The sequence below is a fragment of the Enterobacter cloacae complex sp. HYC042_NIDB genome, assembly GCF_056673315.1.
On sequence record NZ_CP109650.1, the window covers coordinates 3560575 to 3584279 of the forward strand.

Below are 23705 nucleotides of genomic sequence, written 5' to 3' on the forward strand. Positions count from 1 at the left end.
ATACGCCCCAGGTTTTTTATCATGGTTCTTTCCCGTTTGCCCAGGTCTGCTCCGTGCACGAGATATTCACTATGCTGCTGGCGGTTTTTGACCGTGCGGCATTAATGCTGATTTGCCTGTTCTTCCTGATTCGCATTCGCCTGTTTCGCGAGCTTTTGCATAAATCCGCACACTCGCCGAAAGAGCTGCTGGCCGTTACCGCCATCTTTTCTCTGTTCGCACTGTTTAGCACCTGGTCCGGGGTGCCGGTAGAGGGTTCGCTGGTTAACGTGCGCATTATCGCCGTCATGTCCGGCGGAATTTTGTTTGGCCCGTGGGTGGGTGTCATCACCGGCGTGATTGCCGGGACCCATCGCTACTTGATTGATATCGGTGGCGTAACGGCAGTGCCATGCTTTATCACCAGCATTATCGCCGGGGTGCTTTCCGGCTGGATCGGCCGCAAGATCCCCAAAAAACAGCGCTGGCGCGCCGGGATTGCTGCGGGCATGGTGTGCGAAACGCTGACCATGGTCCTTGTCGTCGTCTGGGCCCCCACCACCGCGCTGGGGCTGGATATCGTCTCGAAAATCGGTATTCCTATGATCCTGGGCAGCGTCTGCATCGGTTTTATCGTGCTGCTGGTACAGAGCGTTGAAGGGGAAAAAGAGGCCAGCGCCGCCCGTCAGGCCAAGCTGGCGCTGGATATTGCCAACAAAACGCTGCCGCTCTTTCGCCACGTTAACGCGGAGTCGCTGCGCCAGGTCTGCGAGATCATCCGCCATGACATTCACGCTGACGCCGTCGCCATTACCAATATCGACCACGTGCTGGCCTACGTAGGCGTTGGAGAACACAACTATCGCGACAGTGATGACACCATTAGTCCGACCACCAGACAGGCGATTAACTACGGAAAAATCATCATTAAAAACAATGATGAAGCTCACCGAACGCCGGAAATTCACTCGATGCTGGTGATCCCGCTATGGGAAAAAGGCGTTGTAACGGGCACGCTGAAAATTTATTACTGCCACGCGCATCAGATCACCTCCACGCTGCAGGAGATGGCCATTGGCCTGTCGCAGATTATCTCTACTCAGCTGGAGGTCTCCCGGGCAGAACAGCTGCGTGAGATGGCAAATAAGGCAGAGCTGCGCGCGCTGCAGAGCAAAATTAATCCCCATTTCCTGTTTAACGCGCTCAACGCTATCTCCTCTTCCATTCGTTTGAATCCGGACACCGCGCGCCAGCTGATTTTTAACCTGTCGCGCTATCTGCGCTACAACATCGAACTGAAAGATGACGAGCAGATAGACATTAAAAAAGAGCTTTATCAGATCAAAGACTATATCGCGATTGAGCAGGCGCGCTTTGGCGACAAGCTCACGGTGATTTACGATATTGATGAAGAGGTCAATTGCGTGATCCCGAGCCTGCTGATCCAGCCGCTGGTTGAAAACGCGATTGTTCACGGTATTCAGCCCTGTAAAGGCAAAGGGGTGGTCACCATCAGCATCACCGAAAGCGGCAACCGGGTGCGAATTGCGGTGCGCGATACCGGCCACGGGATTGACCCAAAAGTCATTGAGCGCGTGGAGTCTAACGAGATGCCCGGGAATAAAATCGGGCTGCTGAACGTGCACCACAGAGTCAAGCTTCTCTACGGCGACGGGCTGCATATTCATCGTCTTGAACCAGGCACTGAAATCGCTTTTTACGTCCCGAATGAGCGCTCCCCTGTTCATGCGGCGACATCTTTATTACCTCAGGGTGAGTAATATGAAAGTCATCATCGTTGAAGATGAATTCCTGGCTCAACAGGAACTAACCTGGCTTATCAAAACCCACAGCCAGATGGAGATTGTGGGTACGTTTGATGATGGTCTGGACGTGCTGAAGTTTCAGCAGCATAACCGGGTTGACGCGATTTTTCTGGATATCAATATTCCCTCGCTGGACGGCGTGCTGCTGGCGCAAAATATCAATCAGTTTGCCCATAAGCCGTTTATTGTGTTCGTTACCGCATGGAAAGAGCATGCCGTAGAAGCCTTCGAGCTGGAGGCATTTGACTATATTCTGAAGCCTTACCAGGAGTCGCGAATTGTCAGCATGCTGCAAAAGCTGGAGGCCGCATGGCAGCAACAGAGCGCTCCGGCTACCGCCAGCCCGACGATACGGGAAAACGACACCATTAATCTGGTCAAAGATGAGCGCATCATCGTGACCCCGGTCAACGATATCTACTACGCCGAAGCGCACGAAAAGATGACGTTTGTCTATACGCGGCGGGAATCGTATGTCATGGCGATGAACATTACCGAATTCTGCAGCAAGCTTCCGGCAGCCCACTTTTTCCGCTGCCACCGTTCGTTTTGCGTCAATTTAAACAAGATCCGCGAGATCGAACCGTGGTTTAACAACACCTATATTTTGCGCCTTAAGGATTTGGATTTTCAGGTGCCAGTGAGCCGCAGCAAAGTGAAAGAATTCCGCCAGCTGATGCACCTGTAACGAAAGAGCCCTCTCCCGCGGGAGAGGGTAATGATACATCAGAGAATTTGACCGAGAACCTGACGCAGATGGGCACCCGAACCCAGCAGGCCTGGGTTATCATGCACGATGAGATAAACGGGAATGTCCTGTACGTAGCTTTTGAAACGCCCTTTATCTTCAAACCCGCCGCGGAAACCGGAGGCTTTAAAGAAGTCGAGGAAGCGCGGCACGATCCCGCCCGCAATATAGACCCCGCCAAAGGTGCCCAGCGTTAGCGCCAGGTTGCCGCCGAACCGTCCCATAATAACGCAGAACAGCGAAAGAGCGCGACGGCAGTCGATGCAGCTGTCCGCCAGCGCGCGTTCAGTGACGTCTTTCGGCTGCAGATTTTCCGGCAGACGACCGTCCGATTTCACAATCGCACGATACAGGTTCACCAGCCCCGGTCCTGACAGGACCCGCTCGGCGGAAACGTGGCCGATCTCCGCGCGTAACTCTTCGAGGATAATGCCCTCTTCTTCGCTGTTTGGCGCAAAGTCCACATGGCCGCCTTCACCCGGCAGGCTCACCCAGCGCTGAGCAACATGCACCAGGTGCGACACGCCCAGGCCGGTACCGGCCCCGTAAACCGCAATCGGCTTGCCTTCGACCGGTTCAGCGCCGCCAAACTGAATCAGGTGCTCCGGCTTCAGCATCGGGATCGCCATGGACACCGCGGTGAAGTCATTGATGATTTCCAGATGCGCAAAACCGAGATTCTTTTTCATCTCTGCGATGGAGAATGCCCAGGTATGGTTGGTCATTGCGACCCAGTCGCCGGTTATCGGGCAGGCAATGGCGATGCAGCCGTCTTCGACGCTCACCTGATGCTCTTCCAGATAGACGCGAACAACGGCCTCAAGGCTTGGGTAATCCAGCCCTGAGTAGGTCTTCGCCCGGGAAATTTCACCGCTACTTACATCGCATAATGCGAGACGCGCGTTCGTGCCGCCCACATCGCCTACCAAAGCATACTTTGTCATTCTTCTACTGCTCCGCTAAAGTCAGAATAAATCTTTCGGACACTGTAAATTCAAGGCGTGATAACAACAACGACCGGAAGGTGAATGCCCGTGGATTATCGATCTTCGTCACAGAATAACTTTACCGTTTCAGCACCTTTTGCACTATTGCCATAAGGCTTAATATGCAAAGTAACGTCATTGCATTTTGTACAAGGAAATCATCATGCTCCACCCGCGAGCCAGAACCATGCTGTTGCTGGCAATTCCGGCGCTGATCATTGGCGTGGCCTCAAGCCTGGTCCTTATCGTCGTGATGAAAATCGCGTCGGTGCTGCAAACTCTCTTATGGACAGCGCTTCCGGCAAAACTGGGGGTCACCGCGGATTCTTCGGCGTGGATCATCCTGATGCTGACGTTAACCGGTATTGCGGTGGGTCTGGCGATCCGTTTCAGTCCCGGCCACGCCGGACCGGACCCGGCGCTTGAACCTCTGATTGGCGCTCCGGTTCCCCCCTCTGCACTGCCGGGGCTGATCGTCGCGTTGATCGTGGGCCTGGCGGGCGGCGTCAGCCTGGGTCCCGAGCATCCGATTATGGCGGTGAATATTGGCCTGGCGGTGTTCCTCGGCGCACGCATTCTGCCTCGCGTCGGCGCGCTGGACTGGACCATCCTCGCCTCCGCAGGCACCATCGGGGCGCTTTTTGGCACGCCTGTCGCTGCTGCCCTGATCTTTTCTCAGACGTTGGCCAGTGATAACGACGTCCCACTCTGGGATAAGCTGTTCGCTCCACTGATGGCCGCGGCTGCCGGCGCGCTGACGACAAGCCTGTTTTTCCATCCCCATTTTTCCCTCTCTCTGCCGCACTACGGAGAGATGCGGATTGCAGATATATTCAGCGGCGCCATCGTCGTCGCGATCGCCATCGCGCTGGGCATGGTGGCGGTATGGTGTCTTCCGCGCCTGCACCGGCTGGTGCATAAACTCAAACATCCGGTATTGATTCTGGGAACAGGGGGGCTAATCCTCGGTATTTTAGGGGCAATTGGCGGAACGGTGACCCTGTTCAAAGGTCTGGACGAGATGCAGCAGCTGGCCTTCAGCCAGGTGTTTAGCGTGTCCGATTACCTGTTGTTTGCCGTCATCAAGCTGGCGGCGCTTGTCGTTGCTGCAGCGTGCGGTTTCCGCGGCGGGCGTATCTTCCCGGCGGTGTTTGTCGGCGTGGCGCTGGGGCTGATGCTGCACGAGCATGTCGACGCGGTTCCGGCGGCGATTACCGTCTCCTGCTCTATTCTGGGGCTGGTACTGGTGGTGACGCGCGATGCATGGCTGAGCCTGTTTATGGCGGCAGTGGTGGTGCCGGATTCGACGCTGTTCCCGCTGCTCTGCATCGTGATGTTGCCCGCCTGGCTCCTGCTGGCGGGCAAACCGATGATGATGGCCTGGCGAAACGACAAATAATCAGGCGCTATTGCGCGCTTCCAGCGCTTTGGTAATAGCCCCCAGCAGCGGTGGGATATCCGCTTTTGGCAGCATCACCTCAATTAGCGAGAGCCGCTCGTGGTGCGCTACTTTTTCCAGCACGTCCGCCAGCTGCTCCGCTTCACTGACTTGCCAGCACTGGGCCTGAGGATCGAGGCTCAGGGCCTGCGGGATTTGCGTCCAGTTCCATAGCGCAATGTCATTGTAACGCTGTTCCGGCCCGTGAATTGCCCTTTCAACCGTGTATCCTTCGTTGTTGAGCACCAGAATGATGGGATGTTGTTTATCACGCAACATTGACCCGAGCTCCTGAATGGTCAGCTGTGCCGCGCCATCCCCCGTCAGCACAATCACGCGCCGGTTCGGGCATGCCGTTTGCGCCCCGAACGCCGCGGCCAGGGTGTAGCCGATCGAGCCCCACAGCGGCTGGACGATAAAATTCACGTCGGCAGGCAAACGCAGATCAATCGCGCCGAAGGCCGAGGTGCCCTGATCGGCCAGGATGATGTCTCCCGGGCGAATAAACGTTTGCAGCGTTTGCCAGAAATTCTCCTGCGTAAGCGAGCCGTCCGGCTGAGGGAAATTCATCGCGCTGTACGATGCCGGAACAGGCTTATCGTGAATATGCTGTTTGCACAGCTCCAGCAGCGCTTCAATGGCCTGGGCCATCGGGATGCCGGTAAACCAGATATCGCCGACGCGGGCGGCATGAGGCTGGACTTCTATCGTCTGTGCAGGCGTTAACTGATGGGTAAACCCGGCCGTCAGAGTATCGGTAAAACGCGTGCCGATGCACAGCACCGTATCCGCTCCCTCTATCGCCTCTTTTACCGGACCGGCACTGGCTGAACCGCTGTATGTACCGTAAAAACCGGCGTTACGTTCGTCGAATATGCCTTTGCCCATCAGCATCGTGGCATGCGCCATCGGCACATCCTTCACCCACTTCTGCAGCGCGTGCTTCAACCCATGGCGCAGGACAAGAAAATCCGCTAACAGCGCGTTACGCTTACTCGCTGCCAGTTGACGCTCCGCAGCATCCCGGAACGCTTTCAGGCAGGCGCTATCGGCATGCGCATGCCGAAGCGTGAGAGCGTTTACAGGCGGCGTAGCGGCTTTTTTTGCCACATCGGCAGGTAACATCAAATAGCCGGGACGACGTTCCCGGAGCATCGTCGTTAGTACCCGGTCGATTTCATAACAGGCGTTTTGTTCGGTCAGGATCGCCTGTGCAACGGTGATCGGCTCGCTCATATGGTAAAAATGGCGGAACTCACCATCGCCCAGCGTATGGTGCAGCAGTTCCCCCCTTTGCTGAGACGCCATCCCCGGCGCGCCAACAATATGCAGCACCGGAACGTGCTCGGCATAGCTGCCCGCAATGCCGTTCATGGCACTTAATTCTCCGACGCCAAACGTTGTCAGCAGCGCGGCGAAGCCCTTACAGCGGGCATATCCGTCAGCGGCATAAGAGGCGTTTAACTCATTGGCACAGCCCACCCAGCAGATATCCGGGCTGTCTATTACGTGGTCGAGAAACTGCAGGTTATAGTCGCCCGGCACGCCAAACAGATGATCGGCTCCACAATCTGTAAGACGGTCCAGCAGGTAATCGGCGACGCAGTACGGGGTACGCATAAACAGGTATCCTTCTGATGTTGACCTCACTTTGAGTATTAAATAAGCGTGATGGCTGTCCAGAATTGGCCATAAGAAGGCTATGGAAAGAATGCTTTACAAAAAATGCTGAGCTATGCTGCTTTTTTTCACGTTAATGTAAACGTATACACTGATTTTTCTCTTCAGCACGAGAGGTCATACGAATGGGTTATCAGCCGGACAAAAATCGTTATCAGACAATGGAGTATCGCCGCTGTGGGCGAAGCGGACTCAGGTTGCCCGCGGTCTCGCTGGGGCTGTGGCATAACTTTGGTGACGCCACGCTCATCGAAAATAGCCGTCAACTTTTACAGCGCGCGTTCGATCTGGGTATTACGCATTTCGACCTTGCCAATAACTATGGTCCCCCGCCGGGGTCCGCCGAGCGTAATTTCGGCCGTATTTTGCAGGAGGATTTCCTGCCCTGGCGCGACGAATTGATCGTCTCCACGAAAGCGGGATATACCATGTGGGACGGCCCTTACGGCGACTGGGGATCGCGCAAATATCTGCTGGCAAGCCTCGATCAAAGCCTGAAGCGCATGGGGCTGGAATATGTCGATATCTTCTATCATCACCGTCCGGACCCGGAAACGCCGCTACAGGAAACCATGAAAGCGCTTGACCATCTGGTGCGCCAGGGCAAAGCCCTGTATGTCGGGTTATCCAACTATCCTGCCGAGCTGGCGCGAAAAGCGATTGATATCCTGAATGACCTGGGCACGCCCTGCCTGATCCACCAGCCGAAATACTCGATGTTCGAACGTGCGCCGGAAGAGGGTTTGCTGGATGTTCTGCAGGAAAAAGGGGTCGGCTGTATTCCCTTCTCGCCGCTGGCAGGGGGACAGTTGACCAACCGGTATCTTAACGGTATTCCCGCCGATTCCCGTGCGGCAAGCGGCAGTCAATTCCTTAACCCGGAACAGATCACCGAAGAGAAGCTTGAGAAGGTGCGCCAGCTAAACGCCCTGGCAGAAAGCCGCGGCCAGAAACTCTCGCAGATGGCGCTTGCCTGGGTGTTACGCCATGAGGAGGTCACGTCGGTGCTGATCGGGGCCAGCAAAACGGCTCAGATTGATGATGCCGTGGGTATGCTGGAAAACCGCCAGTTTACCGCAGAAGAACTTTCTCTAATCGACCAGATCCTGAGCAGTTCAAAATAAAACCACTTTTAGCAAAAAGTGCTCTCCCTCGGGAATTCGGAGTTGAGGCGATGAAACGAGCCTTTACCAACTCGTAATATTGCGTTAACAGGCCCCACGAAGGCCCCGATCGTGAAGGAGAAAGAGTATGTTCAGGTCACTGATTCTTGCAGCGGTATTACTGGCTTCGGCCCCGCTCGTCGCCACTGCGGGCGAAATCACCCTGTTGCCATCAGTAAAATTACAAATTGGCGATCGTGACGACTACGGCAGATACTGGGACGGTGGCTACTGGCGCGACCGTGATTACTGGCACCGTCATTATGAATGGCGGGGTGACCGCTGGCGCAGGCACGATAACGGCCTGCATCGCGGCTGGTATAAAAACAACGCCTATGAGCGCGGCTACCGCGAAGGCTGGAAAGATCGTGACGACCGCCGCGGCGGCTGGGGTCACGGCGGAAAAGGACGCGGTGGTCACGGTCACGGTCACGGTCATCATTAATGCAAAAAGGAGCCTCCCGGCTCCTTTTTCTTTTATAGCCCCAGCGCGGTGCCAATCAACAGCCACAGGTTTAGCGCTACGACGACCACCACGATGGCCCACCCGGCCCGTTTCACCAGCGTCGTATTAACCAGTTCGCCCATCAGAGTTTTATTGCTGGTGAAAATCAGCAGCGGCACCAGCGCCAGCGCAATACCAAAGCTCAGCAGCACCTGGCTCATCACCAGAATTCGCGTTGGATCGAGCCCCATCAGAATCACGATAAACGACGGAAGCATGGTGATAAAACGACGCACCCACAATGGAATATGGAAGCGAACAAATCCCTGCATCACCACCTGCCCTGCCAGCGTCCCCACCACCGTGGAGGAGAGACCGGCGGCAACCAGGCTCAGACCAAATATCGTGGCAGCAGCATGGCTCAGTAACGGCTCAAGCGTGAGGTAAGCCTGGTCGAGATCGGCGACACCAGTATGACCGTTAAAGTGGAAAGCGGCGGCTGCGGTGGCCATCATCGCCAGATTCACAAAACCCGCGATGGTCATGGCGATTGCCACATCCCATTTGGTTGCCGAGTAGCGTTCTTTACGCGTCCCGCCGTGCAGATGCTGGGTCAAAGAGGAGTGCAAATAAATGACATGCGGCATAATGGTCGCCCCAAGTACCCCGGCGGCCAGGAAAACCGCTTCCGAGGTTGGCAGGCTTGGGATCACCATGCCTTTCGCGAGCTGCGCCAGATTCGGCTGTGAGAAAATCAGCTCGACGATGTACGCCGCAGCAACAAACAGCAGCAGGCCACCAATGACCTTCTCCAGCGGTTTTTGACCCCGACGTTGCAGCATCAGGATCAGGAATGTGGCAATCCCGGTCAGCACCGCCCCCTGTAACAGCGACACGCCCAGAATCAGCTTAAAGCCGATCGCTGCCCCGATAAATTCAGCGAGATCGGTTGCCATGGCGATAATTTCCGCCTGAACCCAGTAGAGCCACACCGCCGGACGGGGATAATGGTCGCGAATTTGCTCCGCCAGGTTTTTACCCGTGGCAATCCCCAGTTTTGCAGAGAGCATCTGAATCAGCATCGCCATCAGGTTTGCCCAGACGACCACCCACAGCAGCTTATAGCCGAAACTGGCCCCGGCCTGAATATTGGTCGCAAAATTACCCGGATCGATATAGCCGATGGCAGCAATAAAAGCAGGTCCCATTAATGCGAACCGCAACTTGCGCGCGGCTCTACCACTGCTACCCTCTACGCGACTGTTTGTCATTATCTGCCTCTGGAAATATAGCCTTTGCTATGTTTAATGCTATCAAAATGAGAATGATTATCAAGATCATTTAGAGAGTTTAAAATGATTTCTCTGATAGCTAAGAACAATAGATGGGCAGGTGGTGCGACATCACAGAATGTGAAAATGCGCGGTCATTTGTGAAGCGTAGCACACAAACTTAACTTTTCACTCATTTACCTAACATAACAAAAATGTATTGTGGATCACTAATTTTGAGACTCGTCACAGGATGTAACTATAGTGTGTCCCTGATCTCGTTTTCTTTTCGCTTGTTACATAGAATGTGCACGAAAATTAAACCTGCCTCATATTTGGAGCAAATATGGACCGCGTCCTTCATTTTGTCCTGGCACTTGTTGTCGTTACTGCACTCGCATTGCTGGTCAGCACAGACCGCAAAAAAATTCGTATTCGTTATGTTGTCCAGCTGCTGGTCATTGAAGTTTTACTTGCGTGGTTCTTCCTGAACTCCAACGTAGGCCTCGGCTTCGTGAAAGGCTTCTCCGAAATGTTCGAAAAACTGCTCGGATTCGCCAACGAAGGGACAAACTTTGTCTTCGGTAAAATGAACGACGAAGGTCTGGCATTCTTCTTCCTGAAGGTACTGTGCCCAATCGTCTTCATCTCCGCGCTGATCGGTATTCTGCAGCACATCCGCGTTCTGCCGTTCGTTATTCGTGGCATTGGTTTCCTGTTATCCAAAGTAAACGGCATGGGCAAGCTGGAATCTTTCAACGCCGTAAGTTCCCTGATCCTCGGTCAGTCTGAGAACTTCATCGCGTATAAAGATATCCTCGGCAAAATGTCCCGTAACCGCATGTACACCATGGCGGCAACCGCGATGTCTACCGTTTCCATGTCTATCGTGGGCGCGTACATGACCATGCTGGAGCCAAAATATGTGGTTGCAGCGCTGGTTCTGAATATGTTCAGCACCTTTATCGTTCTGTCGCTGATAAACCCGTATCGTGTTGACGCCAGCGAAGAGAACATCCAGATGTCTAACCTGCACGAAGGTCAGAGCTTCTTCGAAATGCTGGGTGAGTACATCCTGGCCGGTTTCAAAGTGGCGATTATCGTTGCCGCAATGCTGATCGGCTTTATCGCCCTGATCTCCGCACTGAACGCCCTGTTCGCCGCAGTGCTGGGCATCTCCTTCCAGGGCATCCTGGGCTACATCTTCTACCCTGTCGCATGGGTGATGGGTGTTCCGGCTCATGAAGCGCTGCAGGTAGGCAGTATCATGGCGACCAAGCTGGTTTCTAACGAATTCGTTGCGATGATGGATCTGCAGAAAATCGCCAGCACGCTCTCTCCACGTGCGGAAGGCATTCTGTCCGTATTCCTGGTCTCCTTCGCGAACTTCTCGTCCATCGGTATTATCGCCGGTGCGATTAAAGGCCTGAACGAAGAACAGGGTAACGTGGTTTCTCGCTTTGGCCTGAAACTGGTTTACGGCTCCACCCTGGTGAGCGTCCTGTCTGCTTCTATTGCTGCGCTGGTTCTGTAACGTTTAGCGTAAAAAAAAACCGGGAGACTTGCTCCCGGTTTTTTTATGCCCGCAATTCTTCCAGCGGTTTGGGTTTGCCTATCAGGTAGCCCTGGAGATAGTCCACGCCGAAGCGTAGCAGCATCTCCCGCTGCGCTGGCGTCTCAACATATTCGGCCACCACGCACAGTGATTTCGTCTTCGCCAGATTACATATTGACTGGACGATCATTGCGTCCATATCATCAGTACAAATATCTTTCACGAAGCAGCCGTCAATTTTAATGATGTCTGCCTGCAGGCGTCTCAGACGCTCGTAGTTGGCGTAGCCGGTTCCAAAATCATCGATGGCAATCCTGAAACCGTAATCCCGCAGCTGCTGAATGTTGTGGATGCTGCAGCCGGAATTGGAGAAGGCCTGCTCTTCGGTGATCTCAATCACGACAGCCTGAGGCGCAACGCCGTACCGTTCAAAGAGCGCACAAATCTCAGTCGCCACCTCATTTTGCATCAGCGTAAGCGGCATCAGATTGACAGAGAAACGGGCGCCAGCCTGCGTCGCTGGGTGATCGCGCAGCCACAGCAGTAATTTTTCCATGACGCACATATCAAACCGGTGGCTGAGGTTGAACTGGGCAATCAGGGGAATAAAGCGGTCAGGGGTGATGATCTCGCCCTCGCTCTCCATACGCGCCAGAATTTCGTAGTACCCGCTACCGTCCGCCTTCTGGATCGGCTGCGCATACAAATGGAACTGCCCCGCCTCCAGGGCGTGCTTAATCCGCGCCAGCATCAGGACACGCTCCGTTGTTTGTCCTGATGCAGCTTCCAGGCTATTCGTCAGCGCAAGAACGTTGTGCGCTCCGCAGGATTGCTCGGCCAGCCAGCTCAGTTGCCCCAGCGTGTGGTGCAGTTTCTCACCGTTTTCGACCATTCCCCAGGAGGCGCCAAATTCGATATCCAGCCCGGTATTGTTCCAGAAAATCTTACGGCTGTTCAGCCGATCAACCATATGCTGGAGGCGCTCGGCCGTTCCCTGCCCAAGCAATACCAGCACCAGCTCGCTTCCCGGCAGCTGGAAAAGCGTCTCATCTTTTTGCAACAGCGGCTGGAGAGAGGACGTGATCATTCGTTTGCAGTGCACCCGCATGAGAATGCCGTAATGGCGGCTCAAAAACTCCAGATTATCCATTCTCAGGCAACACACTTTGGCATCCGGGTGGTCGAGGAGAAAATCTTCCAGCGCACGAATGTTGGGTAATCCTGTCAGCGGATCGGTGAGCGCTCTGTCCTGCCAGCCCTGCTTCAACCATTCGCTTCGCTGATAGATACGCGACATATAAAGCAGGCAGATAGCAAAAGAGATCAGTACCGACAGGATAAAGGAGAGCGAATGGCCCGACTCCACTCCGTTTAGAAAGTTGTAGTTGTAGGTCAACAGCAGAAGCGCAGAGGTGGCCCACAGCAGAGAGATAAGCGCGTAGCTCAGACGGCTAATCGCTAACGTAAAGAGAATGAAAATAATCGGCATCAAATAGCCCGCAATAACAGGCGACTCAAAAGGCGCACATAAAATTGCGATGATGGCGATTAACAGCATCAGCCAGACGAATATATATAATGATTTCTTGTGTAAAAACACGGGCTTCACACTTCGCCGCCAGAACTTGATGGCATAACGAGGATTAATAATCATTCTTAACGGATAATAGAACATCATGGTAAAAATCATCGCCGCGCATATCAGACTTTGAATATCAACAACGTTATAAATTACCGTTCCTTCGCCGAAGAAAGTTGAGATTGTGACCGGAAAATCAAAGAAATAGCCAGCAAGATACATCGACATTTTAATGCCTATCGGCACCATAAAGCCGAGCCAAAATATGCGTAACCCAATGTGCCTGTTGGGCATACAGTAGCGCCAGCGCCGGCCCAGCACAAGGCGCAGAACACCGCAGGCAGCGAATACGGAGAAAGTCTGACAGAACAGTAATACTGAATATTGTAGTGGTGCTAAATTAACGTTAAATATATTAGCAACCATAAAACTTATCAGAATAGGCAGAATACCGCGGCGCCCCAATAACAGCATAATCGCCAGCATAACGCTTAACGGGAGCCACGCTAAATAAACGTCGTGTTCATTAACAATTGCACGCGGGGAGAGATAACGGGAAACGGGAACCGCAATCAGACAGATCGCCAGAGCAATTATAAATATCTTTACATTATTATACGATTTTCTATTCATTAAGCTGGGGGAGATTATTATCCATTCATATCATTGACCGCATGGATAATAGGTTTATTAATTACGCGAATCAAGTTGAAGTCTATTTATAGACTGATTTATTGATTTCGGTTGAGGTGGGATATGGAAAAAAACCATTTTGGCAACAAAATACGTTTAGGGGTGTTACAAAAACATAAAAAAAACCCTCGTCTTTTGACGAGGGTTTAAAATTTTGGTGGAGCTAAGCGGGATCGAACCGCTGACCTCTTGCATGCCATGCAAGCGCTCTCCCAGCTGAGCTATAGCCCCACATGTTACTTTACTAACCACACTCTGTTGGGTTCAGAGTTTGGTGGAGCTAAGCGGGATCGAACCGCTGACCTCCTGCATGCCATGCAGGCGCTCTCCCAGCTGAGCTATAGCCCCATCGTAAAGCTGTCATGTTGACGGGCGGCATAATATGAATTCCGCCGCGGAGTGTCAACGGCAAAATCAATAGCCGCGGTTCAATCGCCGAAAAATCATGCAAATGAATCACTTTGCGAGCCTGCTCGCAGTCATGAGTTAAGCCTGTCACGTTTTCACGTAAAACGGTGCTATAAAATGAGCCGTTAATTAACCCCACGAATATTCAGGAAATTGCATGATCAAGGAACGAATGACGCCGGAAGAGTTAGCCCTGCTCACTGGCTATAGCCGACAGACCATCAATAAATGGGTACGCAAAGAGGGTTGGATAACGTCGCCTAAGCCCGGTGTCCAGGGGGGTAAAGCGCGTCTGGTGCATGTGAACGAAAAGGTGCGTGACTTTATCCGCAGCGCACGCCGGGCAACGGAAACATCCGCTGTGCCTGACGGCATCAGCACTGACGGTTCACTTCATACCCTACTCCTGACGCTGGCCAATGAAATGACGCCGGAAGAGCAGAAGCAGTTGACATCGCTGCTATTGCGGGAAGGGATTACCGGTTTGTTGCAACGTTTAGGGATTCGCGACCAGAATTAATATGAAAAGACTACGTAGCAAAATGACCACGGAAGAGCTGGCGGAGAATTTGGGTGTTGCCAGACAAACGGTAAATCGCTGGATACGGCAGCAGGGGTGGAAAACCGAAGGACTCAATGGCGTAAAAGGCGGTCGGGCGCGGCTCATTCACGTTGATGCACGCGTGAAGGAACATATTATGAGCCTCCCGGCTATCCGTAACCGCCAGGCGGTTTATCATCTGGCTGAGGTGGCCTCATCCTACAATGAACAGCCTTCACGTCTGCGTCCGGGCATTATCGAAACGCTGGAGAGTATGACTGAGCTTGAACAGCAGCGTCTGGGTACCTTACTGAAGCGCGAAGGCATACGCGGTTTTCTTGCTCGTCTGGGTATTGCCGAATAAAAGACAAAAAAACGGCAGGATACCCTGCCGTTTTTCTTATAGATGGCTTAATTACTGCTGATTTTCACGTTCTGCAATAAAATCCAGCGCCTTGTTGATGCGCGCCACGCTGCGTGACTTGCCGATGGCATGGACAGTCACGTCCAGCGCCGGAGACTGACCCGCGCCGGTCACCGCAACGCGCAGCGGCATACCGACTTTGCCCATGCCCACTTCCAGTTCGTCTGCGGTCGCCTGAATGGCGTGATGCACATTTTCAGCGGTCCACTCGGTGAGCGCAGCAAGCTTGTCACGCACCACTTCCAGCGGCTGACGCGCAACCGGGCGGAGGTGCTTCTTCGCGGCGTCAGCGTCGAACTCATCAAACTCTTCATAGAAGTAGCGGCAGCTTTCGGCAATTTCTTTCAGCGTTTTGCAGCGCTCGCCGAGCAGTTTTACCAGGTCCGACAGCTCAGGGCCAGTGCGGGTATCAATGTTTGCCTGCTCAATGTGCCACTGCAGGTAAGTCGCCACATATTCCGGCGGCATGGTATTGATGTAGTGATGGTTGAGCCACAGCAGCTTGTCGGTGTTGAATGCGCTGGCAGATTTGCTCACAGAGCTCAGAGAGAACAGTTCGATCATCTCTTCGCGACTGAAGATCTCCTGGTCGCCGTGAGCCCAGCCCAGACGCACCAGATAGTTCAGCAGCGCTTCCGGCAGATAGCCGTCGTCGCGATACTGCATGACGCTGACCGCACCGTGACGTTTAGACAGCTTTTTACCGTCGTCGCCGTTGATCATGGAGACGTGCGCATAGACCGGAACAGGTGCATTCAGCGCTTTCAGGATGTTGATCTGGCGTGGGGTATTGTTGATATGGTCTTCACCACGGATAACGTGGGTAATTTCCATATCCCAGTCATCAACCACGACGCAGAAGTTATAGGTTGGGGAACCGTCGGTACGGCGTATGATCAGATCGTCCAGCTCCTGGTTGCTGAATTCGATCGGGCCACGGATCTGGTCGTCGAAAATCACCGAGCCATCCTGCGGGTTAGCAAAACGCACCACGCATGGCTCATCAGCGGCATGCTCGCTGTGGTCGTGGCGGCAGCGGCCGTCATAGCGCGGTTTTTCACCGTTCGCCATCTGCTCTTCACGCAGCGCATCCAGACGCTCTTTGGAGCAGTAGCACTTATACGCCGTGCCCGCGACCAGCATCTCATCAATAACAGCGTTATAGCGGTCAAAACGTTTGGTCTGGAAATACGGGCCTTCGTCCCACTGCAGGTTCAGCCAGTTCATACCATCCATAATGGCTTCAATTGCTTCCGGCGTGGAGCGCTCAAGATCGGTATCTTCTATACGCAGCACGAACTCACCTTGGTTGTGGCGTGCAAAAAGCCAGGAATAGAGAGCAGTACGAGCACCACCGACGTGCAGATAGCCTGTCGGGCTCGGCGCGAAGCGAGTTTTGATTTTCATGAAATGGCCTTACGTTATAAAGATGCCGGCAATCGGCAAATCCCGGGGAAAAAACGATGGGCAATATTCTATCACTGTGGGGGGATTCCTCAATGTCGATCCCTTTATCGTGGCGGAGTTTGCTGTTTTTGTTTAGAAATCATGCGCCACCGCCCATTTTGCGATCGTTTTGTTTAATTTTACGACGAACGAATAAAAACTTTAGAAAATGCGTTGACTCATTTTCAACTCTCCCTATAATGCGACTCCACACAGCGGGGGTGATTAGCTCAGTTGGTAGAGCATCTCCTTTACACGGAGGGGGTCGGCGGTTCGAGCCCGTCATCACCCACCATCTACTTCGGTAGACTCGCAGTGTAGATAAGAATTGAGATTGGGCGATTAGCTCAGTTGGTAGAGCATCTCCTTTACACGGAGGGGGTCGGCGGTTCGAGCCCGTCATCGCCCACCATTCTCACCTTATCACAGCAGTTCCGAAATGGGCGATTAGCTCAGTTGGTAGAGCATCTCCTTTACACGGAGGGGGTCGGCGGTTCGAGCCCGTCATCGCCCACCATTTCGGGTCGTTAGCTCAGTTGGTAGAGCAGTTGACTTTTAATCAATTGGTCGCAGGTTCGAATCCTGCACGACCCACCAATGTAAAAAAGCGCCCTAAAGGCGCTTTTTTGCTATCTGCGATCTGGATGATTCGAACCTGCAGCAGGTTCGAGCCGAACGCAGTGAGGCACCGGAGCCGTTTACGGCGACGGCCCGAAGGGCGAGCGAAGCGAGTCATCCTGCACGACCCACCAATGCAAAAAAGCGCCCTAAAGGCGCTTTTTTGCTATCTGCGATATAAAAATGTGAACCTGCCGCATTTTCCTCAAGCTAATCCCGTCGGTGCCGATACCTCTGTTTTATAACGCGAGGAAAAAGTATGACGACCATTCAGGCTTCAACCCAACAGATTCAAACCAGCGGCGCGAGTGGCTCTTCGAGCAGTAACGATATTTCTGCGCAAATCACCCGCATTCTCGACAAGATCAAAAAGCTGACCCAGCAGTTAAAAGAGCTGGCAAACAGCCCCGGCAGTGCAGATGAGAAGAAGAAGCAGCAGGAACTGATTCAGACCCAGATCAAAGTGCTGCAGGCACAGCTCGCCGCACTGCAGCGCCAGCAGGCCGAAGAAGCTCAGAAGAAGCAGGACCAAAAACTGGGCAAAGTAGAAGGCGTGAATAGCCCGTCAGACACTAATCAGATTGATATCTACATCTAATCGTCTGATGCGTTAAACAGTGGATCGCGTATGCGGGCCTCGGTTAATCGTTGTGCCTGGATACGCACCACTTCCCAGATGGCCTGCGCCGCACCCGAGAGCGAACGATTTTTTCGCCGCACCAGCATCAGCTTTCGTTCGACAACGGGCGTCAGCCGCCTCACCGCCAGCTGGCTTCCCTGCGGCAGGGGAAGCGCCAGAGCGGGCAACACGCTGATGCCAATTCCGGCTTCCACCATCGGAAACAGCGTGGCCGGATGACCAATCTCCTGCACGATCGTTGCCTTAACGCCCTGATTCACCAGCGCGGAATCAATCAGCGGGCGGCTGCCTGAGGCATAATCCTGTAAAACCAGGTTCGCCCCCTGCAGGGACTGCCAGCTGACCTCGAGCAACGCTGCCAGCGGGTCGTCGTCACGGCAGAGCAGCAAAAAAGGCTCAGAAAGAACGCTTTCGCATTCCAGATCGCTCACCTGGCCAGGATCGATCACAATACCAAAATCCACATCGCCCTGGCGGATGCTCTCCAGCACCCACTGCTGCGGTCTGTCATGCAGGACAAAATCAATATCAGGATAGCGATGGTTTCCCTCGGCAATACATTGCGGGATAAGGTGCGCGGAGATCGTCTGGCTGGCCGCAACCCGCACGGTGCCCGACAGCTGCTGCCCCAGCCTCCCCACGTCTCTGAGCGTGCTGTTCAGCTCATCAAGCAGCCGTTCAAGACGCAGGGCCAGCTGCTGCCCGGCTTCGGTCAGGACCACTTCGCGCGTGGTGCGGTCAAGCAACCTAACGCCGGTCTGGTTTTCCAGCTCTTTCACGCTGTGGCTGACCGCCGACTGGCTCAGGCCGATCATTTCACCTGCCCGGCTAAAGCTGCAGGCGTGGGCGACGGTGACGAAAATGCGAAGCTGGCGTAGGGAATAATTCATCTATTTAATTCATGAATGGATGCAATAAATTAATTTTATTTCTCAAATGGAAAAAAGCACAATAGCGACATCTGTTTTCAGGAGTCATTATGAAACTATTTCGTATTCTTGATCCGTTTACGCTCACCCTGGTGGCTACCGTTTTACTGGCCTCGTTCTTCCCTGCTCGCGGCGGTTTCGTCCCTTTTTTTGAGGGACTGACGACAGCCGCCATCGCACTGCTGTTCTTTATGCACGGCGCAAAGCTCTCCCGCGAAGCGATTATCGCTGGCGGTAGCCACTGGCGACTGCACCTCTGGGTGATGTGCAGCACGTTTATTCTGTTCCCGATCCTCGGGGTGCTGTTTGCCTGGTGGGCACCGGTTAACGTCGATCCGGCGCTCTACACCGGTTTCCTGTATCTCTGTATTCTCCCGGCCACCGTGCAGTCTGCCATTGCCTTTACCTCTCTTGCCGGAGGGAACGTTGCAGCCGCGGTCTGCTCCGCATCGGCATCCAGCCTGTTAGGGATATTCGTCTCCCCGCTGCTGGTGGGCCTGCTGATGAACATGCACGGCGCGGAAGGTAACCTTGAGCAGGTCGGCAAAATCTGCCTGCAGCTGCTGCTGCCGTTTGTCCTGGGCCATCTCTCGCGTCCGTGGACCGGGGCGTTCGTGGCGAAGCATAAGAAATGGATCTCCAAAACCGACCAGTCGTCGATTCTGCTGGTGGTCTATTCCGCCTTCAGCGAAGCGGTCGTGAACGGGATCTGGCATAAGGTGGGCGCAGGCTCGCTGCTGTTTATCGTGGTGGTCAGCCTCGTTCTGCTGGCAATTGTCATTGCGGTGAACGTTTTTGTGGCGCGCAAATGCGGCTTCAGCAAAGCCGATGAGATCACCATCGTCTTCTGCGGCTCCAAAAAGAGCCTGGCGAACGGCATCCCGATGGCGAACATTCTGTTCCCCACCTCGGTGATCGGGATGATGGTGCTGCCGCTGATGATTTTCCATCAGATCCAGCTGATGGTCTGCGCGGTGCTGGCGCGTCGCTACAAGCGCCAGACAGAAAAGCTGGCGCAGGAAGAGACCCGCGCCGCGAAGGCTTAAGGACGCTTCAGGGGCTGCACCAGCTGGGTCAGCCCCTCGGTTTTGATCAGTAACGTGATAGCCATCAGCTCGCCCAGGCGCCCGGCGGGGAATTCGTCCTTGCGGGCGAACCACAGCAGGTACTCCTCCGGCAAATCGATCAGCCTGCGGCCCTTATATTTACCGAACGGCATTTCCGTATTGGCGATCTCAACGAGCTGCTCTTTCTCCACGTTACTCTCCTAACAGGCGCATCATTTCCGCTTCGTCGATAACCTCAATGCCGAGCTCCTGGGCTTTCGCCAGCTTCGAACCCGCAGCTTCGCCGGCAATCACCAGGTCGGTTTTCTTCGACACGCTGCCCGCCACTTTGGCCCCCAGCGCCACCAGACGCGCTTTTGCATCGTCGCGTGAAAGCTGGCTAAGGCTACCGGTTAGCACCACGGTTTTACCGGCAAATGGGCTATCAATTTCTTCGGCGTTGACTACCATCGGCGCAGGCCATTTAATGCCCTCTTCCAGCAGCTTGCCGATGACCTCGCGGTTGCTCTCTTCGGCAAAGAAGTTAAAGACGTGCGTGGCGACGACGATGCCGACGTCCGGCACTTTCTGCAGCTCGTCGATGCTTGCCTTTTCCAGCGCCTCCAGCGTACCAAAGTACGCGGCTAAACCTGCCGCCGTCGCTTCGCCGACTTCACGAATGCCCAGCGCGTACAGGAAGCGGGCGAAGGTCGTCTCTTTCGCTGCTTCCAGCGCGTTAACCACGTTCTGGGCTGACTTCGGCCCCATGCGATCCAGACCGGTCAGTTTGCCCGCCGTGAGCCTGAACAGATCCGCTGGCGTATGGACATACTCTTTCTCGACCAGCTGATCGATAATCTTGTCGCCCATGCCGTCAACGTCCATTGCGCGACGGGAAACAAAGTGCTTAAGCGACTCTTTACGCTGCGCGCCGCAGATCAGGCCGCCCGTACAGCGGGCCACCGCTTCGCCTTCCACACGCTCTACGTCAGAGCCGCATACCGGGCAGTGGGTCGGGAAAACGACCTCGCGCGTATCATCAGGACGTTCTGACTCAACAACGTTCACCACCTGCGGGATAACATCGCCCGCGCGGCGAATCACCACTTTGTCACCGATGCGCAGGCCGAGGCGTTCGATTTCATCGGCGTTGTGCAGCGTAGCGTTACTCACCAGCACGCCTGCGACCTGCACCGGCTCCAGTCGAGCGACCGGAGTAATAGCGCCCGTACGGCCCACCTGAAACTCCACGTCGCGAACGAAGGTCATCTGCTCCTGGGCAGGGAATTTAAACGCCACCGCCCAGCGCGGTGCACGCGCCACAAAGCCCAGCTGCTCCTGCAGCGCCAGCGAATTGACCTTGATGACAACGCCATCGATATCAAAGCCGAGCGTCGGACGGTCCTCTTCCACTTTGTGGTAGAACGCCAGCACCGCTTCCGGCGAGTCGCAGAGCTGAACGCGGTTGCTCACCGGCAGGCCCCAGGCTTTAAACTGCAGTAGACGCCCGAGGTGCGTGTCCGGTAACTCACCACCTTCCAGAATACCGACGCCGTAGCAGAAGAAAGTAAGCGGTCGCTTCGCGGTGATGCGCGGGTCAAGCTGGCGCAGAGAGCCCGCCGCCGCGTTACGCGGGTTAGCAAAAACTTTCCCGCCGGTGCGACGCGCCTCTTCGTTAATTTTCTCGAATCCCGCCTGCGGCAGGAACACCTCGCCGCGCACTTCCAGACGCGCGGGAATGTTGTCACCCTGCAGCTTCAGCGGGATCGCGCGGATGGTTCGCACGTTGGTGGTGATGTCTTCACCCGTCGTACCGTCGCCACGCGTGGCGGCGCGCACCAGCACGCCGTTTTCATAGAGAAGGCTGACCGCCAGGCCGTCGAGCTTCAACTCGCAGCACCAGGTGAGGGAATCGCTGCTTTTCAGACGGTCCTGCACGCGCTTGTTAAACGCGAGGAAGCTCTCTTCATCAAAGACGTTGTCCAGCGACAGCATCGGCACTTCGTGACGCACCTGGCTGAAAGCCCCCAGCGGCTCGGCGCCGACGCGCTGGGTCGGAGAATCTGGCGTAATCAGTTCCGGGTGCTGCGCCTCCAGCTCGCGCAGCTCGCGCATCAGCCGGTCATACTCCGCATCAGGCACTTCCGGTGCGTCCATAACATGATAGAGATATTCATGATGGCGAAGCGTGGTTCGCAGTTCAGTGAGTTGTTGTTCGATTGAGTCCATATCGCACCATCAATGAGAAAAAACCCCCGACAGGCGGGGGTTGAGGAGGAGTTGAAGTAAACGCGACAATTACGCGTTGGCTTCCTTAACTTCGCGGATGCGGTCCTGATACTCGCGCAGCTTCTGCGGGGTCATCATTCGACGCTGATCGTCGAGCACCACACCACCCACTTCATCAGCGATGTGCTGAGCGGACTGCAGCATCAGCTTGAAGTTTTGCAGCTCGTCGCCGTAGGACGGCACCTGCATAAAGATAGTGACACCCGGCGTCACGAAATCACCGGTCATTTCCGGGTCAAAGGTGCCTGGGTTGACCATATTGGCCAGGCTAAACAACGCCGGACCACTACCGTCAGGGCTCAGGTGGCGATGGAAAATATTCATATCGCCAAACTTGAAGCCTGCCTGTTGAATACTGTTGAGCAACACGTCACCGTTGAGATGGCTGCCGTGATGCGCGGCCACGTTCATGATGATCACCGCTTCTTTACGCTGCGGCTTTTCAACAACCGGTTCAGGCTCGACGACCGGCTCTGGCTCAACGTGCGGAGCCGGAGCGGGCTGCGGCGCAGGCTGTACATGAACAGGCTGCTGCGGCTGCTGCACAGGTTGCTGTTGCACGGGCTGCTGCACAGGTTGCTGTTGAACCGGCTGTGGCGCAGCGGGCTGCTGCTGTTGTACAGGCGGTTGCGGCGGCTGACGTACAGGTTCTTCCACTGGCTGCGGCGCTGGCTGGCGCGGCTGGGCAGAGGCATACGGCGGTTGATACTGGTGCTGCGGAGCGCGGGGGGCTTCATGCTCCCCATGAGCCGCGCCGGGCGCAGTATTGACCCGATGAACACGAACTTCACCCACGCCGTCGTCGTCGCTACCGGTGATGTCATCTTCAGTGTCATCATCATCACGACTGGACTTCATGCGCTTCAGTGGGCGATCGCGAAACATCGAGGAACGCTCTTTACGGCTGGTCCAGAAACCATGTACCAGTAAAGCGATTATGGCGATCGCGCCAACAATGATTAATATCAGACGCAAATCCTGCATCATTATATTCTCTGTTGTTCTAACACCTTGCCACCACGGCAAACATTTACTCACTAAGAGTATTTGCCGTTTACGTCAAGTGCAAGTGTGTGCAGAGCATTCGCAGCATAAAGATGAAGTAAATCGTGCTTTTTGCTGGTTTTTCGAACATTTCCGAACTGGTCATTGGTCCGCAAGTGGATAATATAGGCGGGCAATTCCACTGGTTGTGAAAAAAGGAGTACAGCCTGGTTATGGTTTCAACATCGTCTTCTCCCCCGCGCAGCGGCGTCTGGTATTTTTCTCAGGGCTGGAAGCTGGTTTCACTGCCAGGTATCCGTCGCTTCGTCATTCTGCCGCTGCTGATCAACATTATTCTGATGGGCGGCGCGTTCTGGTGGCTGTTCACAAAGCTCGAAAGCTGGATCCCGTCGCTGATGAGCTACGTGCCGGACTGGCTGCAGTGGCTTAACTACCTGCTCTGGCCGGTGGCGGTCATCTCCGTGCTGCTGGTATTCGGCTATTTATTCTCAACGATCGCGAACTGGATAGCCGCGCCGTTTAACGGCCTGCTGGCGGAACAGCTGGAGGCGCGGCTTACCGGCGCGACGCCACCGGACACGGGCGTGCTGGGGATCGTGAAAGATATCCCGCGCATTATGAAGCGCGAGTGGCAGAAGTTTGCCTGGTACCTCCCCCGCGCGGTTGTACTGCTTGCCCTCTACTTTGTCCCCGGCATTGGCCAGACGGTTGCGCCGGTGCTGTGGTTTCTGTTCAGCGCCTGGATGCTGGCCATCCAGTACTGCGACTATCCGTTCGATAACCACAAGGTGCCGTTTAAAGCGATGCGCACCGCCCTGCGCACCCGGAAGGTCGCCAATATGCAGTTCGGCGCGCTGACCAGCCTGTTCACCATGATTCCCTTCCTTAACTTGTTCATCATGCCGGTTGCGGTTTGCGGCGCGACGGCGATGTGGGTGGACTGCTATCGTGCTAAGCACGCGTTATGGAAATAATGCAAAAATGTGTAAAGCAGGG

20 protein-coding genes, 6 tRNA genes and 1 other RNA gene are annotated in these 23705 nt (G+C 54.7%); 16 read left to right on the top strand and 11 right to left on the bottom strand.

Translation table 11 applies throughout. The features are described 5' to 3' along the window. The first annotated feature begins 53 nt into the window (after positions 1-53). Positions 54-1760 carry a sensor histidine kinase gene (locus tag OKF39_RS17025; protein ID WP_088204741.1) on the top strand — a complete coding sequence of 569 codons (1707 nt, stop codon included), beginning with the start codon at positions 54-56 and terminating at the stop codon, positions 1758-1760. A gap of 1 nt (position 1761) precedes the next feature. Next, entirely contained in the window at positions 1762-2493 is a 732-nt protein-coding gene (locus OKF39_RS17030; RefSeq protein ID WP_479983178.1) for a LytR/AlgR family response regulator transcription factor, read from the top strand. A 38-nt stretch (positions 2494-2531) separates the two neighbouring features. Here the strand turns inward: OKF39_RS17030 and glk are convergent, their stop codons facing one another. Beyond that, the gene (gene glk, locus OKF39_RS17035; protein WP_479983179.1) at positions 2532-3497 is read right to left on the bottom strand and encodes a glucokinase; all 966 of its coding nucleotides are present in this window, start codon (positions 3495-3497) and stop codon (positions 2532-2534) included. Positions 3498-3702: 205 nt separating this feature from the next. Between glk and OKF39_RS17040 the strand changes: the two genes are divergently transcribed. Beyond that, on the top strand, positions 3703-4938 hold the full coding sequence (locus OKF39_RS17040) for an ion channel protein (protein ID WP_236299352.1): 1236 nt from the start codon (positions 3703-3705) through the stop codon (positions 4936-4938). Here OKF39_RS17040 and ipdC read toward each other — a convergent pair whose 3' ends face one another. Continuing rightward, on the bottom strand, positions 4939-6597 hold the full coding sequence (ipdC, locus tag OKF39_RS17045; RefSeq protein ID WP_479983180.1) for an indolepyruvate decarboxylase: 1659 nt from the start codon (positions 6595-6597) through the stop codon (positions 4939-4941). Between the two features lie 185 nt (positions 6598-6782). Here ipdC and mgrA point away from each other — a divergent pair, with 185 nt between their 5' ends. Together mgrA and OKF39_RS17055 are read left to right on the top strand one after the other, a co-directional pair. After that, positions 6783-7781: an L-glyceraldehyde 3-phosphate reductase gene (gene mgrA, locus OKF39_RS17050; protein ID WP_088204740.1), complete on the top strand. Its 999-nt coding sequence runs from the start codon at positions 6783-6785 to the stop codon at positions 7779-7781. A gap of 127 nt (positions 7782-7908) precedes the next feature. Further along, positions 7909-8265, top strand: a complete 357-nt coding sequence (locus tag OKF39_RS17055; RefSeq protein ID WP_049138779.1) for a DUF2502 domain-containing protein — start codon at positions 7909-7911, stop codon at positions 8263-8265. 32 nt (positions 8266-8297) lie between these two features. Here OKF39_RS17055 and OKF39_RS17060 read toward each other — a convergent pair whose 3' ends face one another. Then, on the bottom strand, positions 8298-9536 hold the full coding sequence (locus OKF39_RS17060) for an Nramp family divalent metal transporter (RefSeq protein WP_028013986.1): 1239 nt from the start codon (positions 9534-9536) through the stop codon (positions 8298-8300). Positions 9537-9882: 346 nt separating this feature from the next. On the opposite strand from OKF39_RS17060, the gene OKF39_RS17065 reads away from it, so the two are divergent. Further along, a complete protein-coding gene (locus tag OKF39_RS17065) occupies positions 9883-11070 on the top strand; it encodes a NupC/NupG family nucleoside CNT transporter (protein WP_008501591.1) in 1188 nt (395 codons plus the stop codon). Positions 11071-11113: 43 nt separating this feature from the next. Here the strand turns inward: OKF39_RS17065 and OKF39_RS17070 are convergent, their stop codons facing one another. The 3 genes from OKF39_RS17070 to OKF39_RS17080 all read right to left on the bottom strand — a co-directional run bounded on the left by OKF39_RS17070 (position 11114) and on the right by OKF39_RS17080 (position 13711). Continuing rightward, positions 11114-13303, bottom strand: a complete 2190-nt coding sequence (locus tag OKF39_RS17070; protein WP_479983181.1) for a sensor domain-containing phosphodiesterase — start codon at positions 13301-13303, stop codon at positions 11114-11116. Positions 13304-13518: 215 nt separating this feature from the next. After that, positions 13519-13594, bottom strand: a tRNA-Ala gene (locus OKF39_RS17075). 41 nt (positions 13595-13635) lie between these two features. Continuing rightward, a tRNA-Ala gene (locus tag OKF39_RS17080) sits at positions 13636-13711 on the bottom strand. 217 nt (positions 13712-13928) lie between these two features. Here OKF39_RS17080 and OKF39_RS17085 point away from each other — a divergent pair. Continuing rightward, a complete protein-coding gene (locus OKF39_RS17085; RefSeq protein ID WP_047368054.1) occupies positions 13929-14291 on the top strand; it encodes a YfeC-like transcriptional regulator in 363 nt (120 codons plus the stop codon). Position 14292: 1 nt separating this feature from the next. Then, positions 14293-14676 carry a YfeC-like transcriptional regulator gene (locus OKF39_RS17090; RefSeq protein ID WP_479983182.1) on the top strand — a complete coding sequence of 128 codons (384 nt, stop codon included), beginning with the start codon at positions 14293-14295 and terminating at the stop codon, positions 14674-14676. Positions 14677-14727: 51 nt separating this feature from the next. Here the strand turns inward: OKF39_RS17090 and gltX are convergent, their stop codons facing one another. Beyond that, positions 14728-16143, bottom strand: coding sequence for a glutamate--tRNA ligase (gltX, locus tag OKF39_RS17095; protein WP_479983183.1), 1416 nt, complete (start codon positions 16141-16143; stop codon positions 14728-14730). 258 nt (positions 16144-16401) lie between these two features. Here gltX and OKF39_RS17100 point away from each other — a divergent pair. From OKF39_RS17100 to OKF39_RS17125, 6 genes are all read left to right on the top strand, one after another. Then, positions 16402-16477, top strand: a tRNA-Val gene (locus tag OKF39_RS17100). A 41-nt stretch (positions 16478-16518) separates the two neighbouring features. Continuing rightward, positions 16519-16594 (top strand) — tRNA-Val (locus OKF39_RS17105). A gap of 29 nt (positions 16595-16623) precedes the next feature. Beyond that, positions 16624-16699: transfer RNA gene (locus OKF39_RS17110), tRNA-Val, on the top strand. A gap of 4 nt (positions 16700-16703) precedes the next feature. Then, a tRNA-Lys gene (locus OKF39_RS17115) sits at positions 16704-16779 on the top strand. Between the two features lie 26 nt (positions 16780-16805). Continuing rightward, positions 16806-16934, top strand: a non-coding RNA gene (locus tag OKF39_RS17120) — RtT sRNA. Positions 16935-17059: 125 nt separating this feature from the next. After that, positions 17060-17398, top strand: coding sequence for a FlxA-like family protein (locus OKF39_RS17125; RefSeq protein WP_045631028.1), 339 nt, complete (start codon positions 17060-17062; stop codon positions 17396-17398). Here the strand turns inward: OKF39_RS17125 and OKF39_RS17130 are convergent. Further along, the gene (locus tag OKF39_RS17130; protein ID WP_479983184.1) at positions 17395-18330 is read right to left on the bottom strand and encodes a LysR family transcriptional regulator; all 936 of its coding nucleotides are present in this window, start codon (positions 18328-18330) and stop codon (positions 17395-17397) included. The two genes, OKF39_RS17125 and OKF39_RS17130, sit on opposite strands and share 4 nt — an antisense overlap. A gap of 89 nt (positions 18331-18419) precedes the next feature. On the opposite strand from OKF39_RS17130, the gene OKF39_RS17135 reads away from it, so the two are divergent. Further along, positions 18420-19415 carry a bile acid:sodium symporter family protein gene (locus OKF39_RS17135; RefSeq protein WP_041908807.1) on the top strand — a complete coding sequence of 332 codons (996 nt, stop codon included), beginning with the start codon at positions 18420-18422 and terminating at the stop codon, positions 19413-19415. Here OKF39_RS17135 and OKF39_RS17140 read toward each other — a convergent pair. The 3 genes from OKF39_RS17140 to zipA all read right to left on the bottom strand — a co-directional run bounded on the left by OKF39_RS17140 (position 19412) and on the right by zipA (position 22691). After that, positions 19412-19627, bottom strand: a complete 216-nt coding sequence (locus tag OKF39_RS17140) for a DUF3820 family protein (protein ID WP_003861328.1) — start codon at positions 19625-19627, stop codon at positions 19412-19414. The genes OKF39_RS17135 and OKF39_RS17140 overlap by 4 nt on opposite strands. 1 nt (position 19628) lies before the next feature. Beyond that, positions 19629-21644 carry an NAD-dependent DNA ligase LigA gene (ligA, locus tag OKF39_RS17145; protein ID WP_479983185.1) on the bottom strand — a complete coding sequence of 672 codons (2016 nt, stop codon included), beginning with the start codon at positions 21642-21644 and terminating at the stop codon, positions 19629-19631. Positions 21645-21713: 69 nt separating this feature from the next. After that, complete coding sequence (gene zipA / locus OKF39_RS17150) at positions 21714-22691, bottom strand: cell division protein ZipA (RefSeq protein ID WP_302232838.1); 978 nt, start codon at positions 22689-22691, stop codon at positions 21714-21716. A 230-nt stretch (positions 22692-22921) separates the two neighbouring features. On the opposite strand from zipA, the gene cysZ reads away from it, so the two are divergent. Then, a complete protein-coding gene (gene cysZ, locus OKF39_RS17155) occupies positions 22922-23683 on the top strand; it encodes a sulfate transporter CysZ (RefSeq protein ID WP_028013995.1) in 762 nt (253 codons plus the stop codon). The last annotated feature ends 22 nt before the right edge of the window (positions 23684-23705 follow it).

What these genes read in the sequence shown, in the direction of transcription:
- glk (WP_479983179.1), bottom strand. Translation starts at nt 3,497, where the DNA reads ATGACAAAGTATGCTTTGGTAGGCGATGTGGGCGGCACGAACGCGCGT.
- ipdC (WP_479983180.1), bottom strand. Translation starts at nt 6,597, where the DNA reads ATGCGTACCCCGTACTGCGTCGCCGATTACCTGCTGGACCGTCTTACA.
- gltX (WP_479983183.1), bottom strand. Translation starts at nt 16,143, where the DNA reads ATGAAAATCAAAACTCGCTTCGCGCCGAGCCCGACAGGCTATCTGCAC.
- zipA (WP_302232838.1), bottom strand. Translation starts at nt 22,691, where the DNA reads ATGATGCAGGATTTGCGTCTGATATTAATCATTGTTGGCGCGATCGCC.
- OKF39_RS17055 (WP_049138779.1), top strand. Translation starts at nt 7,909, where the DNA reads ATGTTCAGGTCACTGATTCTTGCAGCGGTATTACTGGCTTCGGCCCCG.
- OKF39_RS17135 (WP_041908807.1), top strand. Translation starts at nt 18,420, where the DNA reads ATGAAACTATTTCGTATTCTTGATCCGTTTACGCTCACCCTGGTGGCT.
- OKF39_RS17040 (WP_236299352.1), top strand. Translation starts at nt 3,703, where the DNA reads ATGCTCCACCCGCGAGCCAGAACCATGCTGTTGCTGGCAATTCCGGCG.
- mgrA (WP_088204740.1), top strand. Translation starts at nt 6,783, where the DNA reads ATGGGTTATCAGCCGGACAAAAATCGTTATCAGACAATGGAGTATCGC.
- OKF39_RS17030 (WP_479983178.1), top strand. Translation starts at nt 1,762, where the DNA reads ATGAAAGTCATCATCGTTGAAGATGAATTCCTGGCTCAACAGGAACTA.
- OKF39_RS17060 (WP_028013986.1), bottom strand. Translation starts at nt 9,536, where the DNA reads ATGACAAACAGTCGCGTAGAGGGTAGCAGTGGTAGAGCCGCGCGCAAG.
- OKF39_RS17090 (WP_479983182.1), top strand. Translation starts at nt 14,293, where the DNA reads ATGAAAAGACTACGTAGCAAAATGACCACGGAAGAGCTGGCGGAGAAT.
- OKF39_RS17065 (WP_008501591.1), top strand. Translation starts at nt 9,883, where the DNA reads ATGGACCGCGTCCTTCATTTTGTCCTGGCACTTGTTGTCGTTACTGCA.
- cysZ (WP_028013995.1), top strand. Translation starts at nt 22,922, where the DNA reads ATGGTTTCAACATCGTCTTCTCCCCCGCGCAGCGGCGTCTGGTATTTT.
- OKF39_RS17085 (WP_047368054.1), top strand. Translation starts at nt 13,929, where the DNA reads ATGATCAAGGAACGAATGACGCCGGAAGAGTTAGCCCTGCTCACTGGC.
- OKF39_RS17070 (WP_479983181.1), bottom strand. Translation starts at nt 13,303, where the DNA reads ATGAATAGAAAATCGTATAATAATGTAAAGATATTTATAATTGCTCTG.
- OKF39_RS17130 (WP_479983184.1), bottom strand. Translation starts at nt 18,330, where the DNA reads ATGAATTATTCCCTACGCCAGCTTCGCATTTTCGTCACCGTCGCCCAC.
- OKF39_RS17125 (WP_045631028.1), top strand. Translation starts at nt 17,060, where the DNA reads ATGACGACCATTCAGGCTTCAACCCAACAGATTCAAACCAGCGGCGCG.
- ligA (WP_479983185.1), bottom strand. Translation starts at nt 21,644, where the DNA reads ATGGACTCAATCGAACAACAACTCACTGAACTGCGAACCACGCTTCGC.